Annotated in this window: 12 protein-coding genes and 1 tRNA gene; 4 read left to right on the plus strand and 9 right to left on the minus strand. The window is 74.7% G+C overall.

Translation table 11 applies throughout. The features are described 5' to 3' along the window. The first annotated feature begins 18 nt into the window (after positions 1 to 18). A complete protein-coding gene (locus ACIPK4_RS28735; protein WP_402317683.1) occupies positions 19 to 1,410 on the plus strand; it encodes a glutamate decarboxylase in 1,392 nt (463 codons plus the stop codon). A gap of 806 nt (positions 1,411 to 2,216) precedes the next feature. Here the strand turns inward: ACIPK4_RS28735 and ACIPK4_RS28740 are convergent. The 3 genes from ACIPK4_RS28740 to ACIPK4_RS28750 all read right to left on the minus strand — a co-directional run bounded on the left by ACIPK4_RS28740 (position 2,217) and on the right by ACIPK4_RS28750 (position 7,954). After that, entirely contained in the window at positions 2,217 to 5,012 is a 2,796-nt protein-coding gene (locus ACIPK4_RS28740) for a Helicase associated domain protein (RefSeq protein WP_402317685.1), read from the minus strand. 120 nt (positions 5,013 to 5,132) lie between these two features. Then, positions 5,133 to 6,878, minus strand: coding sequence for a sigma-70 family RNA polymerase sigma factor (locus ACIPK4_RS28745; RefSeq protein ID WP_402317688.1), 1,746 nt, complete (start codon positions 6,876 to 6,878; stop codon positions 5,133 to 5,135). Positions 6,879 to 7,123: 245 nt separating this feature from the next. Beyond that, the gene (locus ACIPK4_RS28750; protein ID WP_402317690.1) at positions 7,124 to 7,954 is read right to left on the minus strand and encodes an IclR family transcriptional regulator; all 831 of its coding nucleotides are present in this window, start codon (positions 7,952 to 7,954) and stop codon (positions 7,124 to 7,126) included. Positions 7,955 to 8,139: 185 nt separating this feature from the next. Here ACIPK4_RS28750 and ACIPK4_RS28755 point away from each other — a divergent pair, with 185 nt between their 5' ends. Beyond that, entirely contained in the window at positions 8,140 to 8,778 is a 639-nt protein-coding gene (locus tag ACIPK4_RS28755) for a bifunctional 4-hydroxy-2-oxoglutarate aldolase/2-dehydro-3-deoxy-phosphogluconate aldolase (RefSeq protein WP_402317692.1), read from the plus strand. A gap of 17 nt (positions 8,779 to 8,795) precedes the next feature. Continuing rightward, positions 8,796 to 9,785 (plus strand): sugar kinase, encoded by a 990-nt coding sequence (locus tag ACIPK4_RS28760; protein WP_402318042.1) that lies wholly within the window; start codon positions 8,796 to 8,798, stop codon positions 9,783 to 9,785. 326 nt (positions 9,786 to 10,111) lie between these two features. On the opposite strand, the gene ACIPK4_RS28765 is transcribed toward ACIPK4_RS28760, so the two are convergent. The 4 genes from ACIPK4_RS28765 to ACIPK4_RS28780 form a co-directional block, all read right to left on the minus strand. After that, positions 10,112 to 10,876: a maleylpyruvate isomerase family mycothiol-dependent enzyme gene (locus ACIPK4_RS28765; RefSeq protein WP_402317694.1), complete on the minus strand. Its 765-nt coding sequence runs from the start codon at positions 10,874 to 10,876 to the stop codon at positions 10,112 to 10,114. Between the two features lie 132 nt (positions 10,877 to 11,008). Further along, positions 11,009 to 11,653, minus strand: coding sequence for a hypothetical protein (locus ACIPK4_RS28770; RefSeq protein ID WP_402317697.1), 645 nt, complete (start codon positions 11,651 to 11,653; stop codon positions 11,009 to 11,011). A gap of 565 nt (positions 11,654 to 12,218) precedes the next feature. Beyond that, positions 12,219 to 13,559: a glycoside hydrolase family 18 protein gene (locus ACIPK4_RS28775; RefSeq protein WP_402317700.1), complete on the minus strand. Its 1,341-nt coding sequence runs from the start codon at positions 13,557 to 13,559 to the stop codon at positions 12,219 to 12,221. Positions 13,560 to 13,662: 103 nt separating this feature from the next. Then, on the minus strand, positions 13,663 to 14,199 hold the full coding sequence (locus tag ACIPK4_RS28780) for a hypothetical protein (RefSeq protein ID WP_402317702.1): 537 nt from the start codon (positions 14,197 to 14,199) through the stop codon (positions 13,663 to 13,665). A 423-nt stretch (positions 14,200 to 14,622) separates the two neighbouring features. Between ACIPK4_RS28780 and ACIPK4_RS28785 the strand changes: the two genes are divergently transcribed. Then, positions 14,623 to 14,696 (plus strand) — tRNA-Trp (locus ACIPK4_RS28785). A gap of 113 nt (positions 14,697 to 14,809) precedes the next feature. On the opposite strand, the gene ACIPK4_RS28790 is transcribed toward ACIPK4_RS28785, so the two are convergent. Beyond that, positions 14,810 to 15,208: a VOC family protein gene (locus ACIPK4_RS28790; protein WP_402317705.1), complete on the minus strand. Its 399-nt coding sequence runs from the start codon at positions 15,206 to 15,208 to the stop codon at positions 14,810 to 14,812. A 122-nt stretch (positions 15,209 to 15,330) separates the two neighbouring features. Further along, the gene (locus ACIPK4_RS28795) at positions 15,331 to 16,962 is read right to left on the minus strand and encodes a N,N-dimethylformamidase beta subunit family domain-containing protein (RefSeq protein WP_402317708.1); all 1,632 of its coding nucleotides are present in this window, start codon (positions 16,960 to 16,962) and stop codon (positions 15,331 to 15,333) included. Positions 16,963 to 17,016 lie beyond the last annotated feature (54 nt).

Genomic DNA, 17,016 nt, shown 5'->3' on the forward strand with positions numbered 1-17,016 from the left:
GTCACCTATAGTCCGGATATGGCTCTCCATGAGACGAAAGACGTGAACGCCGGTGATGCCGACTCGGACGTGTTCACGTCCGCACTGAGCGGCCAGGTCCTGCCCAAGTACCGGATGCCCGACGACCACTCGCCCACTGAAGTGGTCTACGAACTGCTCAGCAACGAACTGCTCCTCGACGGCAACGCGGCCCAGAACCTCGCCACCTTCTGCACCACCTGGTCCGACGACGGCGTGCACCGCCTGATGAACCAGTGCCTCGACAAGAACATGATCGACAAGGACGAGTACCCGCAGACCGCCGAGATCGAGGCCCGCTGCGTCAACATCCTCGCCGACCTGTGGAACGCGCCCCCCGGCGGCGCGGCCACCGGCTGTTCCACCACCGGATCCAGCGAGGCCGCCATGCTCGGCGGACTCGCCCTCAAATTCCGCTGGCGCTCCCGCCGCCAGGCCCAGGGCCTGCCCGTCGACCGCCCCAACCTGGTGTGCGGGCCGGTCCAGGTCTGCTGGGAGAAGTTCGCCCGCTACTTCGACGTCGAACTGCGCCAGGTCCCGGTCGAGGCCGACTCCACCGGCCTGCGGCCCCATCAGCTCGCCCAGTACGTCGACGAGAACACCATCGGCGTCGTCGCCATCCTCGGCGTCACCTACACCTGCGACTACGAACCGGTAGCCGAGATCGCCGCCGAACTCGACCGGATCCAGGCCGAACACGGCTGGGACATCCCGATCCACGTGGACGGGGCCAGCGGCGGCTTCATCGCGCCCTTCCTCCACCCCGACGTGGTGTGGGACTTCCGGCTGCCGCGCGTCGCCTCCGTCAACACCTCCGGGCACAAGTACGGGCTCGCGCCCCTCGGCGTCGGCTGGATCGTGTGGCGCACCGCCGACCTGCTGCCCCGCGAGCTCGTCTTCGACGTGGACTACCTCGGCGGCGACATGCCGACGTTCGCCCTCAACTTCTCCCGCCCCGGCGGCGAGGTCATCGCCCAGTACTACCTGTTCCTGCGGCTCGGGCGCGCCGGTTACCGGCGCGTCCACGAGGCCTGCGTCTCCACGGCGCAGTATCTGGCGGGGGAGATCTCCGCGATGGGCCCGTTCACCCTGCTCTACGACGGGCTCGGCGGCCTGCCCGCCGTCTCCTACCGGCTCACCGACCCGGAGGGCTCCGTCTTCAGCCTGTACGACCTCTCCGACCGGCTGCGGATGCGCGGCTGGCAGGTGCCCTCGTACCCGCTGCCGGCCGACCGCGACGACACCGTCATCCAGCGCGTGCTGATCCGGCACGGGGTGACCCGCGACCAGATCGCCCTGCTCGTCGACGACCTGCGCCACGCGGTGGACCACCTCACCGCCGCACCCCCGCCGACTCCGGCGGTGGAACCCCGCTCGGGCTTCCACCACTGACGACGACCGCGGGCCCGCCCGACCGACGCCGGAGCCCCACCGGCCCGTCAGAGGCGGGCCCGGCCGCGGTCCGGCACCCGCCCGTCGGCGGACAGGGGCCGGGCCGGCGGCCGTGCCCTCCCCGAACGCCATGGGGGTGGCGCCGACCGCCGGGGCCCGTCCTACGGAGCGCGCTGCCTCGGCCACCGCGGGGCGGGTCGGCCTTGGTCGGGATCCGCCCGCCGATGGGCGGCGCAGGCCGGTTCGCAGCCGGCTGCCGACCGGCTGCGGCGTGCCTGCCGGTGCGCGGCGAGCCGTGCCATCGGGTGGATGCCGGCTGCCGGGCCCGTTGTCCGGAGCGTGCTGCCACCGTGGGCGGGTCGGCTGTGATCCGGATCCGCCGACCGCCGGGCGGCGCAGGCCGGTTCGCAGCCGGCTGCCGACCGGCTGCGGCGCGTTCGCCGGAGCGCGGCGAGCCGTGCCATCGAGGTGAGCGCCGACCGCCGGGCCCGTTGTCCGGACCGCGCTCCCTCGGCCACCGCGGGGCCGGGCGGCCGCGGTCCGGATCCGCTTGCCGCCGGGCGGCGCGGACCGGTTCGCAGCCGGCTGCCGGTCGGCTGCGGGCGTGCTCGCCGGAGCGAGGCGAGCCGCGCCGTGGGAGTGGGCGCCGGCCGCCGGGGCCCGTTGTGCGGAGCGCGCTCCCTCGACCGCGGGGGCCGGGGCAGCCGTGGTCCGGATCCGCCCCACGGTGGGCGGCGAGCTCCTGGGCCAGGTGTCCGTGTCCGCTCCGCGCACCCGGCGCACCCGCACGAGCCGCCGTCGGCTGCCTACCAGCGCATGCCGAGGGCGTCGAGGTCCGCGACCCGGTCCGGGGCGAGGGCCGAGGCCCGCGAGCGCTGATTGGCGATCCACACGCCCAGCCGCACCTCCCGGTCCCCGACCCGCTCCACATGGGCACGGGGAACCCGCAGATGGTGCTCCCGGGTGCGGAACTGCCGGGCCGCCGCCAGGTGGTCCGCCCACTTCTCGGCCTGGGAGCGCCGCGGCGCCGGACGCTCCGCTCCGGTCGCCGCGGTCACGCCCAGCGTGTGCTCCAGCAGCCAGCGCTGCGCCCAGGCCAGTTGCTCCCAGGCCAGCCGCTGGCCGCGGACCCATCGGCCGAGGTCCTCGCCCTGGACGACGACCTCGCCGGGGGTGAGGGGCAGCCGGCCGCCCGCGTCGAGGTGGACGCGGGTCAGGTGGAAGGCGCGCTGCCAGGAGATCTCCCAGGCCGGGCACCAGGACGCGTCGATGGCCTCCAGGGCCTCCCGGCGCTCGTCCGGCAGTGCGCCGGGACCCTTGCGGCGGGCTGCGGCCCGCTGGTTCTTGACCCACACCCCGACCGGCGCGCCGCGCCAGGTGGCCTCCACCGGCGGCAGCAGGTGGCCGTGTTCCGCCGCCCAGCCGCGGGCCGCGGTGAGGCCCTCCTCGAAGGCCACGTCGAAGTGGCTCCAGACCATGCCGAGTTCATCGAGCTGCGCGACCCGGTCCCGGCCGAGGGCGCCCCGCCGGTGGGTGCGCCGCAGGTCCGCGATCCACTGGCCCAGCGGGAACCCGGCCAGCGCGGGCGGCCAGGCCACGGGGGCCGGTTCCGGGACGGGCGGGGACTGCGCACCGGGCGGGGCCGGTGTTCCGGGCGGGGGCGCAGCGGCCCCCGCGGCGGCGGCCGGCGGGGTGCGCAGGGACGGCCTCGGCTCCGGGCCGGGACCGGGGGACGCCCCCCGCGCGACGGACGCCCACGGTTCGGGAGACGCCCCCGGCGCGGCGGACGCCCACGGTCCGACGGACGCCCCCGGCCGCAGGGATGTCCCCAGCCCGGCGGACGCCCCCGGTCCGGGGGATGCCCCCAGCTCGGTGGGCGCCCCCGGCGCCCCCGGCGGCACGGCGCCCGGTCCGGCCGGCACCCGGAACGCGAACGGCACCCGCAGGTCCCCGGCCCGGGCCGCGTAGATCCGGGCGGCCTCCACCCCGCGCCGCCAGTTCTCGCGCTCCGGATGCAGGACGCGCAGCCGGATGAACGCCGCCAGCAGCGCCGGATCACGCGGGGTGGAGAAGCTCAGCAGCGCCTGCGCCCCGGACCGCATGCCGGCCCCGGCCACGGCCTCGGCCGGGGACTGCGTCCGCTGCCGGCTCGGTGCCTGCGGCTGGGCCAGCGCCTCGACGAGCCGGGTGTCGTGCGCCCGCAGGGCCTCCAGCAGCCGCGCCAGGTCCCCGTACGACCGCGAGGTCAGCATCGAATCGGGCGTCTCGCCCGGCCCCAGCAGTACGGGGACCACCAGCGAGGCGACCTTGCCCTCGCCCGGACGGATGCGCAGGGCCCGCCCGACGGCCTGGACGAGGTCCGGCATGGAACCCCGTACGTCGGCCCAGAACACCGAGTCGCACTCTTTGGTGTCCACCCCCTCGCCGAGCACCCGGACACTGCCGAGGAAGGCTTTGCCGGCCGCCCGGTCCGCCGCGAACTCCGCCAGCACCCGCCGCCGGTGCGCCGCCGGGTGCTGCCCGCACAGCCAGTCCGCCCAGACGGTGCGGGGATACACCGGCCCCGGTGCGTCCCCAGCGGCCCGCAGCCGCCGCGCCACCGCCGGCAGCCCGGCCGCGAACGCCTCCGCCTCCCGGGTCAGGTGGTGGAAGACGAGGGTCCGCCGGAAGCCCTGGTCGGAGGCGGCCTTCACCAGGGCCGCCTGGAGGGCGGCCAGCCGGGCCCCGCGCACGGCATCGGAACGCGCGTCGGCGCCCAGCAGCACCGACGCCTGGAACCCCGGATCGCTGACGTCCACGCACACCACCCGGTAGGGGGCGCAGATCCCGCGGTCGATGGCCTCCGCGAGGGACAGGGTGTGGCAGCGGGCGCCGAACGGGCCGTCGGGGTCGTCCTCCATGGACGCGACGAGCTCACCCCGCCCGGGGCCCGCCCCGGACTCCTCCGGCTCCTCGGCCCCTGCGCCCGCCTCGCTCCCCTCCGGCTGCGTGCCGTCCTGCCAGACCCGGGGAGTGGCGGTCATGTACAGCCGCCGGAGCGAGGGGATGCGCGTGTTGTCGTGGACCACGGCCCACGGCTTCCCGATCCGCCCGGAGGTCCGGTGCGCCTCGTCGACCACGATCAGGTCCCAGCCCGGCAGCCCGGACCGGTGGGCCTGCTCGATCGTGCCCAGGCCCAGCGAGGCGTACGTGGCGAACACCGTCACCCGGTCGGTCACCCGGTCGGTCACCCGGTCGGTCGGCCGGTGCGCCGAACGGCCCGCCCAGCGGGCCACTTCGGCCGGATCGGTGGTGGTCGGCATGCCCGCGTCCGCTTCGCGCAGGGAGCACACGGCGAGGGCGCGCCCGGTGCGCCCGCCCCGGCGCCAGGCCGCCGCCGTCTGGACGAGCAGGTCCAGCGACGGTACGAGGACCAGCACCCGCCCGGCCCGCAGTTCCTCGGCCGAGCGCACGGCGACCAGTGACTTCCCGGAGCCGGTGGCCATGATCACCTGGGTGCGCAGACCGGCGCCGGGCACCCGGCCGCCGGCGGGCAGTTCGAGCGCCCGGAGCACGGCGTCGACGGCCTCGCGCTGGTGCGGGCGGAGTTCCTGGCGTGCCATGTGTCCCGCTCCGTCCATCGCCCTGATCAGCCTCTTCGGCCCCAGTCTCCATCCTGCACGAGGTTTGAAGCATGTGGGGCCGACGTGGCCGACCTGGCAGACGGGTCCGGGGGCATCCGGTCACATGCGGGCGCCGAAGTTCTGCGTCCACCACGGACCGCCCGGGCCGGAGTGGATGCCGACGCCGATGTCCTTGAAGGAGCAGTTGAGGATGTTCGCGCGGTGGCCCGGGCTGTTCATCCAGGAGTCCATGACCGAGTCCGCGGTCTGCTGGCCCCTGGCGATGTTCTCCCCGTACGTAGACCAGCGGTACCCGGCGGCCGTCGTCCGCTTCCCCGGGTCCGCGCCGTCGGGGTTGGTGTGCGAGAAGAAGTCCCGGGCCGCCATGTCGTCGGAGTGCCCCTGCGCGGCGGCCCGCAGCTGCGGGTCCTCCTTCAGCGGGCCGCAGCCGGCCTTCGCGCGCTCGGAGTTGACCAGGGCGATGACCTGGCCCGCGACTCCCGCCGGGGCCGGCCCCGGCGCGGGGGCCGACGGGCGCGGCGCCGGAGCCTTGGACTTGGTCGGCGTGGGGCTCGGCGTCGGGCTCGCCGTGGAGGGGCTCGACGAGGGGGAGACCGAAGGGGAAGGCGATGCGGAGGGCGAGGCCGCTTCCGAAGGGGAGGCGGAGGCGGAGGCGGACTCGGGCGCCGACAGCGCGGAGAGCGGGGCGGCGGGCGCGGCGCCGGTGTCCTTGTCGCCCGAGCCGGGGAGCCCGCCGAGGTACGCGAGCCCGCCGCCCGCGACGCACGCGGCGATCACCGCGCCGCCGACCGCGCGGCGGCGGCTCTGGCGGCGCTTGCGCAGGACGCTGCGGCCGCCGCCCGGGGCTGCGTCCGGTATGCCGCCCTGGCCGGAGACCGCGGGGGAGAGCTGCGTCGCCGCATCGGAGAAGTCCCCGCCGTCGGAGAGGCCGGCGCCGTCGAATCCCGTCCCCGGGCCGGTGCCGGTGCCGGTGCCCATGGCCGCGCCCGCGCCGTCGGAGGCGTACGCCGCGTCCGCCGGTGCGTAGGCGGCGCCCGCCGGGACGAAACCGCCCGTCGCAGCCGACCGTACGCCGGCCAGCAGGGCCGCCCCGACCGGTACCAGGGCCAGGCCCGCCAGCAGCCCCTCCGCCGGGAGCAGTCCGCCCCACAGCCCCGCGCACCGCACGCACTCCCGCGCATGCCGGGCTATTCGCTTGCGCCACAGCGTCGACGGCGCCCCGTCCCAGCCGGCCGTCACCGCCCGCAGCTCCTCGCACGGGGGCTGCGTGGCCAGCGCCCGCTCCACCACCCGGGCCGACTCCAGCTGCGCCTTCATCCGCTGCACGCGCACCGCCGTGTGCTGCGGGGAGAGTTCGAGGGCCGCGGCCACCTCGGCGCGGGTCAGCTCACCGGCACACTCCAGCCACCACAGCGACAGCAGGGCGCGGTCGTCGGTGTCCAGCCAGCGGGTGGCGCGGGCCGTCTCCCGCTGCTGGCCTTCGAGCTGGAGCCGCAGCACCGTCAGGTCCACGAAGTCGGCGCCCGGGTCGGCCAGCTCCCAGGCCGCTTCGAGGCCGCTCTCGCCGGGGGCGGTGTGCCGGGCCTGCCAGTGCGCCCGCACCCGGTTCATGGCGATGGCCACCAGCCAGGACCGGAAACTGTCGTCCGACCGCAGGGTGCCCAGGCCGTCGAGCGCCCGCAGCATGGTGTCCTGCACCACGTCGTCAACGTCGCAGGAGCCGTTCAGGGCGCGCCCGACGATGTTGTAGACGAGCGGCAGATAGGTGCTGACCAGCTCGTCCTGCGCGCGGGGATCGCCCGCGCGGGTCGCTGCCACCAGCGCTGCGGTGTGCTGTGTAGTCATGTGAGGTTCCCTGTCCGTACCGGCGGTCGATGATGCCCGATACCTGGGAGACCGTCGAACGCGGCCCCGATAACGGTTATCCGGAAGAAGAACCTCAGAAATTTTTCTCCGGGCCCGCGGACGCGCTCCGGACGCTGTCGGCGCCGGGGCCTCGGGTACGTGGCCGGCTGAGCTCCGGGCCGGCCGGGGGTGCTTCGGCTGAGGGTCCCGCGTCCACCTCCTGACGCGGGACCCCCGGGGGCGGCCTACAGGAGCGGAGCCAGTGCCTCCGTGGCCGCGCGCAGGGCCGGCGCATACGCCTCGATCTCCTCGCGGGAGACGTGGGGGTACCCCCGGCCGGGAGCGGCGGAGAAGGCGACCGTGGTGATGCTGACCCCGCCGACCGGGCGGCCCCCCGGGCCCAGGACCGCGGCCCCGATGCACCGGATCGTCGGCTCGTTCTCCTCGTCGTCCACGGCGAAGCCCCGGGCCCGGACCCTCTCCAGCTCCGCCAGCAGCGCCTCCGGGCGGGTCAGCGTGTTCGGCGTGCGGGCCGGCAGCCCGGCGCTCGCGATCAGTGCCCGCACCTCCGCCTCGGGCAGGTGCGCCAGGATGCTCTTGCCGATCGCGGTGCTGTGCAGCGGCATCCGCATCCCGACCCGGGAGGCCGTCCGGAAGGGCTGGTCGCTCTCCAGCTTCCGGATGTAGGTCAGCGTCTCCCCGCTGTGAAGGGCCAGGTGGACCGTCTGGCCGACGGCCTCGCGCAGCTCGCCGAGGATCCGTCCGATGGTCTGCGGCTCGCCTCCGCTGACCATGGCGGACAGTCCGCGCAGGCGGGGGCCGACCCCGTACCGGGCGTCGTTCTCCGGGCGGACGAAGCCCTGCTCGATCAGCGAGGCGAGGATCCGGAAGGTGCTCGACTTCGGCACCGCAGCGGCCGCCGCCACATCGGTGAGCCGGTGCGGCCCGCCGGGTGCGGCCACGGCCTCCAGGATCCGCATCGACTTCTCCAGCGCCGTACCGGCGGCCGAGGTGCGGCCCGTACGGGCGCGGGTGTCGACCGCGTCCGCCGGGGAGGGGCCTTCGGGGTCGGGCATGCGCTCTCCAGGGCGGGACGGGGCGGGGCGGGGCGGGGCGGGGCGGGAGGGGATGAGACAGGAAGGGGCCGGGAGGGGGTCGGGCGGGGCCGGGTCAGGGTAAGGTCTGCGGCGTAAGTTCCGTTACACGGTACCGAGTTCCACTACGTGGAACAACTGCCGTGAGGAGCGCATGGAGGGGTCCCTTGTCCTGCCATCCGTACGACGCGATGACCGCCCAGGGCCTGCTGCCGGTCCTGCGCAACGCCGACGCCGACGAAGCGGTCCACCGGACCACCGCCCTGCTGGCCGCCGGCTGCCGCACCGTCGAGCTGACCACCTCCATCCCCGGCTGGGCCGCAGCCGTCGCCCGCACCGCACCGCTCGCCGACGCGCACGGGCGGCCCGCCCTGATCGGCGTCGGCACCGTCACCACCGCCGTCCACGCCGAGACGGCCCTCGACGCCGGCGCGGCCTTCCTGATCTCCCCTTACCCGGCCCCCGAAGCCCGTGCCGTCGCCCTGCGCCGCGGGGCCGTCCTCGTCGAGGGGGGCCTCACCCCCGGCGAGATCGCCTCCGCCGTCGCCCGCGCGGGCGCAGCCAAGGTCTTCCCGGCCCACGTGGGCGGCCCGCAGTTCATCCGCTCCCTCAAGGCGGTCCTCCCCGGGGCGCTGTTCATCCCGACCGGGGGCATCCGGCCCGCCGAGATCCCGCAGTGGCTCGCCGCCGGCGCCGCGGCCGTCGGCATAGGCGGCGGACTGCCCGACGACCCCGGCGAACTGGCCGCCGTCTTCGCCGCACTGGCCCGGCCGTGCTGCACCGGCTGCTCCCCCTCGGGGCGTTGACGGTGGCGCCGTTGACGGTGGCACCCCGGACCGGCTACGACGTACTCGTCCTCGGCGAGGTCCTCGTCGAGATCCACGCCGACACCGCCCTGCGGGAAGCCGCCGACGGCACCCCGGCCCGCATCTCGTACTCCGGCGACGCCCTCAACGCCGCGGCCGCCGCGGCCGCCGCGGGAGCCCGGACCGCCCTGCTCGCCGTCGTCGGCGACGACGAGCTCAGCGTCCCGCTGCTGCACCGCGCCGCCGCGCTCGGCGTGGACGTGTCCCACGTACGCCGCGCCCCGCGCCCGAACGGCGCCTACCTGCTGGCCTCCGACACCGAGGGCGACCGGGACTTCGTCTACTGGCGCACCCACAGCGCCGGCTCCACCCTGTCCACCCGGCACATCGCGTCCTGGCGGAGCCTGCTGACCGGCACGAGGGCCCTCATCACCAGCGGGATCACCGGGGCCCTGTCCCCGAGCGGCCGCGACGCGGTGGTGGCCGCCGTCGAGACGGTGCACGACGCCGGCGGGCTCGTCTCGTACGACCCCAACTTCCGCCCGCGCCTGACCGGTCGGGCCGAGGCCCGCGAGCTGCTGGCCCGGATCGCCCCGCTGACCGGACTGCTCAAGACCTCCTGCCCGGCCGACGCCCGGGCCCTGGCCGGCACCGCCGACCCGCGCACGGCCGCCGCCCGCTACCGCGCCCTGGGCGCCCGTACGGTCGTCGTCACCGCGGGCGCCGACCACCTCCTGCTCGACGACGGCACCCGGGCCTGCTTCCACCCCGTACCGCTCAACCCCGACCCGGTGGACGCGACCGGCGCCGGGGACTGCTTCACGGGCACCGCCACCGCCCGCCTCGCCCTGGGGGACCTCCTCGCCGACGCCGTCGCCTACGGCATGGCCGCCGCCTCCCTCTCGACATCCGGCCGCGGCGGCACGGGCCACGTCCCCCGCTTCGCCGAGACCGCCACCCTGGCCGCCGCGCACCGCGCGAGCGGGCCTACCGGCGGGCGTGGCTGAGGGCGGTCCCGCCATCCCCGGCGGGCGCGCGACGCCGGCCACGGCACCTCGCCGCGTCGTGGGAAACGCCCGGATACGTTTCGTATGCGGACGCCCCACCGCCCTGCGATGCACCGCCTTCAGACCGACCGGCACATGGTGGGTGGGTCAGCTCAGGCGGGCCCGAACGCAAGGCAGGCACGAACCCGAGGGAACCTCTGTCTCGCCGCCACTCTCGTCAGGCTCCGCATGCTCATCCGATGCTCATCCGATGCTCGACGAGCCGCTACCGCTGGGACGGCCGCCCTACCACCCGATGCCTCAAGTGAGCCATCTGCCGGTCGGCCTCAGCCCCAGTCCTGCAGCTGCTGGAGCAGGTCGGCGTCGCCCTCGATCCGCAGCGAGCCGGCCGGGATGCGCATGTACATGAGCAGGGCCATCTCGCTGGCCGTGCCGTAGACGGCGGCGGTGGGCTCGCTCTCGGCGGCCTCCGCCGCGGTGAGGCGGGTGAAGCGGGAACCGGCGGCGTCCACCGTCTGGCGCCAGGAGCCGGCCTCGGCGGCGTGGTAGTCCATGGTGGCGGGTTCACCCGGCCACGGGACCGTGCAGGTGCAGACGGTGGCGAGGAACTCCTCGATGGCGTCGACCGCCTCGGTCGTCGGCAGCTCCCGCGGCGTACCGGAGGCCAGCTGGGCGTCGTAGGTGTGGATCAGCGATTCCGGGACGCGGCGGCGGGCCACGGCGGCCACCGTGTGCGGCGAGGCCAGCGGCTCCCACCAGGCCCAGCAGCCCCGGTCCGGGCCGGCCTCGCGCAGAGCAGTGAGCAGCTGCTCCGTCGAGTCGGCCAGCCAGGTTATGAGCTTCTCGCGCTCCCGGGGCGCCGCCAGCCCGTCCTTGCTCGGCCGTTCGTCGCCCGGCGCGGTGTTCAGCACGATGTAGGCCCAGAAGCGGTCCCCCTCACTGAGGTGGTTCGCCAGGTCGTACAGCGTCCAGCCCGGGCAGGACGGGACGTCGGCGTCGAGGCTGGGGGCCGCGGCGACGGCGGCGCGGAACGCGGCGGAACGCTCGTCAATCATCCGCAGCAGCGTGGGGAAGTGGAGATGATCAGTCACGCGGACCTTGTACCACCCGGACCGGGACTCTCGCACTCGATTAAGACCGAACGCAGATGGATCACTTGAGGCGCCGGGTGGTGGGGCGGCCGTAACCCGGGCCACCTCGCCGACACCTGTTGCCGGTCGTCCCTAGTCGAGCCAGTCGAGTTCGTGGAACTCCAGCCCGTCGGGGCCGAGTCCGGTGTTCTCGGCGTGCTCGCGCATCCTCGGGCCGTACTCGGGGTGGTCGGCGAGCGAGGTGTACGTGTCGAGATCCAGGTCGATGACCTCGGCGAGGTCGGCGAGGTAGACGTCGAGGCCGGGGTACATCACGGCGACGTACGGCAGGTCGTCGATGTCGGTGACCAGGACCGGGTACTCACCGGTGGAGTCCGGCTCGCCCAGGTAGAGCAGGCGGCGCGAGTCGCTGCCGCCGACGAGCGGCAGGCACACCGCAGGGAGCAGCTTCTCGAAGTCGGCGAACGAGCCGGCCATGACACCGCCGCAGCCGTACATCCACTCTGCCGTCGCCCCCAGCCCCCGGTCGCCGAACACGGGCTCCCGGGCGTCCTCGTACCAGCCGACCTCGGCGAGCCAGGAGCTGTCGTAGGCCAGCCATCGGCGCAGGCTCGGCGGCAGGGCCCTGCCGCCGGGCAGCCTCAGCCGGTCGATCACCTCCGGCGCGAGCGGCACCGGCTCGCACAGGTCCGGCGCGTCCGCGGTGGGCCATCCCTGCTGTCCGACCCGGTCGATCACCCGGTCGATCAGCGCAGCTCCGTGCATGTTCTCGTTCACGTGGTGCAGAGTGCCACACGGCACCGACAGAGCCGGTCCACGCGGCGACCGCGGTCCGCCCCGCGGCCGGGAGGTGATCGCCGTGATGCGGCGCGGGGAGCCGGGGGAGGGGAAAGGCCGTTGACCCAGCCCGCGGCGAGCACCAGCCGGGTGGCGTGGTGGACGGCGACGAAGCCGAGGGGACGGTCGGGGGAGAACTCGGCCCGGCGGACCCGGCACTGCGGCCGGGGCGGCGGGCCGGCGCCGCACCGCGCCGCGCCGCGACGGCGGTCTCCAGGCCGAAGAGACCGGCGTGCTCCGGCAGGTCGTGCCGGCCCGCCCCGAGAAGGCGACGGCGCAGACGTGCAGCGATGGCCCGGGCCATTCGCGTCGACCGTGCGGACGGCCGGCCCGGGCCCCGGCTGCCCCCGGGAGCGAGCCGGCGGCCACGGCCGGGGTGGCTCCGGTGACCGCCGAGCCCAGGCCGCCGCCAGGGAGCGCACGTGGTGGGACGCCGCCGGGCCGGTCGATTCCCGCGGCCCGGCGGCGCCGGTCTCCTGCAGGCCGGCGGCCTGTCAGCCGGAGGTCAGCGGCCGTGCAGGCCCCGGTCGACGGCCGTCATCAGCTCACCGTCGTCGGTGTCCGCGTCCAGCGACCAGAACATCGCGCCGCCCAGGCCGTTCTCGCGGATGTACTGCGCCTTGGTCCGCAGCACCTGGGGGTCGTCGTACGTCCACAGGGTGCTGCCGTCGAACAGCCAGGCGTGGCCGCCCCGGCGGTCGCGGTAGACCCGGTACGCACCCGAACCGGCGAGCCTCTTCAGCGCTTTGTAGTCCTCGTACCCGGCCGCCCAGGTCGCCGGGGCCGGTCCCGCCGCCGGCTGCCCCATGCCGTCCCCGCCGCCGCTGACGCCGGTCCAGCCCTGCCCGTAGAACGGTATTCCCACGACCAGCTTGTGTGCGGGCGCCCCGCGGCGGCGCCAGGCCTCCACGGTGCCGTCCACGCTGAAGTCGCCACGGGCGTACAGCGCGGACTGCTGGGCGGTGGCCGGCTCGCCGGAGACGTGGAAGTCGTAGCCCTGGAGGGTCACGAAGTCGAGGTCGCGCATGATGCGGGGGACGTCGAAGCCCGCATCAATCTTGGCGGGGGCGGCCGGGACGAACGCCGTCAGCTCGTACTTCTCCTTCCGCCTCTGGCTGCGCGCGTACGCGTCGAGCTGGGTGCGGAACTCCTTCACCAGTTCGGCGAAGTTCCGCTTGTCCTCGGGCCGGTACGTGGTGTCCGTGTCACCGGCCGAGCCGGGCCACTCCCAGTCGAGGTCGATCCCGTCGAAGACGCCGGCGGCCGCGCCCGCGCCGCCGCGGGCGCCGTCCTGCGGCAGGTTGCCCTTGATGTAGAGGTCGATGCAGGACTGGACGAGAGCCTTGCGGGAGGCGGGGGTGAGCGCGGCGTCCGAGAGGTGCGTGGACCAGCTCCAACCGCCTAGGGAGAGAAGGACCTTGAGGCTCGGGTGCTTGGCCTTGAGCTCGCGCAGCTGGTTGAAGTTCCCGGCGAGCGGCTGCTCGGCGCTGTCGGCGACCCCGTCGACGGAGTGCGCGGCGTCGAGCGGGCGCACGTAGTCGGCCCAGGCGTCGGCCTCGCCCGGCACGTTGCCGGTGAAGCACCGGCCGTCCGCGCTGATGTTGCCGAAGGCGTAGTCGATGTGGGTGAGCTTCCCGGCACTGCCGTTCGCCTCCAGGTCCTGGACCTGGAAGTCCCGTCCGTAGACGCCCCATTGGGTGAAGTACCCGACGCGCTTGTAGGGGCGGCTGTGCCCGCCGTCGGCCTGCCCGCCGTCGGCCTGCGCGGCGGCGGCCGGGGCGAGGGCGGTCAGCAGGGAGAGGGAACAGGCGGCGACGGCCAGCCTGCCGGGCATGCTGCGGCGCATGGGCTTCCTTCGGGGAGGCGGGAGCGGTGCAGGGGACGCGTGCGCGGTGCATGCCGAAACTATTGGTCTGGACCAAGATGGTCAAGGGGGCGTGTGGGGCGCCCTACGGCAGGCTCCAGTGCCCGACGTCGTAGGCGAGGCCGGCGTTGAGCGCGAACTGGACCGCGGCGAGGACGGCGCCGTTCGGCAGGTGGAACGTGACGTAGCCGAGGGCCGAGCCGCCGGGGGCGAGGGTGACGGTGTCGGGGAAGACGGGGCCGGCGCCGGTCGTGGTGTTGGAGCCGGAGAACCGCCGACCGTCGGCGTCCAGCAGGTGCGAAGCCTTCGCGGGGGAGTCCCGGTACGGGGCGGTCCCGGTGTTCTCCAGCCGGAACTGTACGGCGACGAGGCGGCCGGAGGTGAAGGCGGCGGGTTCGGGTGCGGGGCCGGGATCCGCAGGGTCGACGACGCGGGCGAGGGTGACGTCGAGGTGCTGGCCGGGCTCGTTGCCGGAGAGCGCGATCGTCTCGCCGGAGCCGTCCGGCCCGCCGAGCCCGCCCAGCAGGGCGGGGACGAGCAGGAAGGCCGACGCGACTCCGGCCGGTGTCCCCGGCCGGCGGTGCGACGGACGGGACCGGTGCGGCAGGTGCGGCCGGCGCATGACGGGACCTCCTCCCGGCGCGCTTCCCCCGGTCCACGATCCTCCGCGCTCCCCGGGTCCGCCACCTGCGAAAGCCTCGATCCGGGGACGTCGCCGCCACGGTCGCCGCGAAGCCCGCCGGCTCCTGGACCGCGTCACGGAGTGCGCCCCGGCCGGCAGGGGAGCTCACCAGCGCCTTGTGGTCGGACCGCAGGGGCGGTCAACTCGCCACCGCCCCGTACCTCCTGTCGCGGCGAGTGGACGTCGACCGGAGTGGATCCGACGGCGCGACTCCGTCAGACACCGCACTGACCAGCGCAAACGTCTCCCCCGTGGACCGGCTCCGGACCGTCGGCGCACACGCCCGGGGCGGGCTTCCACCCGGTTGACCCACAAATCCATTTGGATCACCGCGGGGCTTCGTGTCAGAGTTGGTCTCGCCGAAGGGGTGTAGCTCAGCTGGTCAGAGCGCTGGTCTCCAAAACCAGATGCCGCAGGTTCGAATCCTGCCGCCCCTGCAAAAAGCACGCTGAACGCCGTCGGGCCCGCCCCCTGTTGAGGGGGCGGGCCCGACGGCGTTCGCCGTGGTGTCGTCCGGCGCGGAGTCCATGACCACCCGGGCGGGAAACCGCTATCCGGCCGCGGGTTCCTCGTAGCCGTAGGGGCGGGTGATGATCTCCATCCCGTGGCCCGACGGGTCCAGGAAGTAGACGCCGCGGCCGCCGTCGTTGTGGTTGATCTCGCCGGGCCGCTTCATGTACGGATCGGCGAAGTACGGGACCCCGCCGGCCCGGATCCTCCCGAACGCCGCGTCGAACTCCTCCTCGGAAACGAGGAACGCGTAGTGCTGGGGGGTGATGGAGTCGGCCGGGGCGGTCGCGAAGTCCAGCGTGACACCGTTGGCGGTGTCGACGGGGACGAACGGGCCCCATTCGGTCCCGACCTCGAGGCCGAGGACGTCCGCCAGGAACCGGGCGGCCTCCCGGTTGTTCCGGGAGTGGACGATCGTGTGGTTCAGCTGCGCTGACATGAGTGAATGCCTCCGCAAGGCACGTCACGGCACCTCCATGCCTCACCCGGTCGGTGACCGACACGCGATGCCGTGATCACGATCCTAAACACCCCTTCGGGGCGCAGTCCACCGCATTCCGGTCAGGACGAACCCCCGTACACCGCCTTGACGTTGTCCTGGGCGGGGTGCGAGCGCCCCGCCGGGCCCGCCGCGAACACCCGGAGCAGGTTCTCCGTGACCTTCGTGGTGAGGGCTCCCGCCCTCGCGTCCAGGCCGTGGTTGGCCCCGCTGCGGCCGTCGCCCGTCGCGTCCAGCGCCTCCACCCAGCGCATGGTCCCCGTGGCGAACACGCCCGCGCCGCTCGGCACCGTGTAGTACGCGGTGTCCTGGTGGCTGGGCCGGCCCTCGCACACCACCGGGGAGTGGGCCAGTATCTCGATCGGCCGGGGTGTCGGGAACCCGGTGTTGACCTTGTCGTACTCCACCCCCACCAGATGCGCGAACCGGTCGCCCGCCCGCACTCCGGTCCCCTCGAACAGCCAGTGGCCCGGGTTGGTCACGACGTACGGGGCGTCCACCGGGTAGCCGTCGTAGATCACGCCGAGCAGCGAGCTCTCCGGGTCGGCGCCGGGCGCCGAGCGGAAGTCCACGGTGGCCGGATGGCCCCGCTTGAAGCCGGGGTCCTGGTCGTAGGAGGACTTGTAACAGACCACGGTACGGTCCGGCCCGAGGTCCGAGGGCTCCAGCCGGATCCGGCGGAAGCAGCAGTTCGCGCCGAGGACCGCGATGTTGGTGCCGGCGTCCCGGGCAGCGGTGAAGTGGGCCCGCTGCTCGGGCGACCAGTACTCGTCGTGGCCGAGCGAGAGGACCGCCGCAGCCCCTTCCAGAAGCCGCTTCTCCCGTGCCACGTCGCTGGTCGTCGCGTAGGCCAGGGGTATCCCGAGCCGTTCGGCGAGGGCCAGCAGCGGTGCCTCGTACACCAGGAACAGGCCCGCGCCGTCGTCGTACTCGTACGGCCGGTCGAAGGTGACGGACAGCGAGCGCGAGGCGTAGCCGCCGCTGGGACCGTCGTAGCTGCCGTAGCCGCCCCACCGGTTGTACGCCTGCCAGGTCGCCACCGCGTTCACCACGACCGTACGGCCGGCGCCCGCCGCGGACCGGACCGTGACGGGGACGAAGCGCTGGCCCTCGCCGCCCTGTGCGTCGAGCCGCAGCAGGTAGCAGCCCTCCGGCCAGTCCTTGGTGTCGACCGTGGTGGTACGGGGCCACCGGGTGCGGACCATCCGGGTCGCGGAATCCACCGTGTGCTCGGGCTGGCGCACACCGGGCAGCGCTTCCGAGCGCCAGACCAGCCGGGCCCGCGCGCCGCCGTACCAGCCCATCCGGTACGCGGAGACGGTGAACCGGGGTGCGGTGGTGGACACGTGCAGGCCGAAGGACTCGCCGGGCAGGACGCTGACCTTGTCGGCGAAGCCCTCGACGGCCCGCGCCGGACCGGCCTTCGTCACATGCCAGTCGGCGTTACCGGGCCTGGCGTTCTCGGCCCTGACGTCGAACCCCGCCGGTCCGCCCTTCCCTGCCGAGCCCTCGGCGGCCTGCCCCTTGCCCTTGCGCTCGTCCCCGGGGTCGCCGTTGCCCGCCGTGCCGTTGCCGCAGCCCGCCACGGCCCCGAGCCCGGCGGCGGTGGCCGCGGCACCCGTCGCGAGCGCGAGGAACCGACGCCTGCCCGCGCCGTCCCCGTCCCCGGGCCCGGCTATGTGCTCCTGATCCATGGAGGGCACGTTATGTCACGCTTGACGCCCGTCGCGACCGGCCCGGCCGCCCCG

Source organism: Streptomyces sp. NPDC086989 (assembly GCF_044745505.1).
GTDB lineage: Bacteria > Actinomycetota > Actinomycetes > Streptomycetales > Streptomycetaceae > Streptomyces.

Bases quoted from the DNA above. Each gene is read 5' to 3' on its own strand.
- ACIPK4_RS28775 (WP_402317700.1), bottom strand. From the start codon at position 13,559: ATGCGCCGCAGCATGCCCGGCAGGCTGGCCGTCGCCGCCTGTTCCCTC.
- ACIPK4_RS28750 (WP_402317690.1), bottom strand. From the start codon at position 7,954: ATGCCCGACCCCGAAGGCCCCTCCCCGGCGGACGCGGTCGACACCCGC.
- ACIPK4_RS28740 (WP_402317685.1), bottom strand. From the start codon at position 5,012: ATGGCACGCCAGGAACTCCGCCCGCACCAGCGCGAGGCCGTCGACGCC.
- ACIPK4_RS28780 (WP_402317702.1), bottom strand. From the start codon at position 14,199: ATGCGCCGGCCGCACCTGCCGCACCGGTCCCGTCCGTCGCACCGCCGG.
- ACIPK4_RS28790 (WP_402317705.1), bottom strand. From the start codon at position 15,208: ATGTCAGCGCAGCTGAACCACACGATCGTCCACTCCCGGAACAACCGG.
- ACIPK4_RS28735 (WP_402317683.1), top strand. From the start codon at position 19: ATGGCTCTCCATGAGACGAAAGACGTGAACGCCGGTGATGCCGACTCG.
- ACIPK4_RS28795 (WP_402317708.1), bottom strand. From the start codon at position 16,962: ATGGATCAGGAGCACATAGCCGGGCCCGGGGACGGGGACGGCGCGGGC.
- ACIPK4_RS28745 (WP_402317688.1), bottom strand. From the start codon at position 6,878: ATGACTACACAGCACACCGCAGCGCTGGTGGCAGCGACCCGCGCGGGC.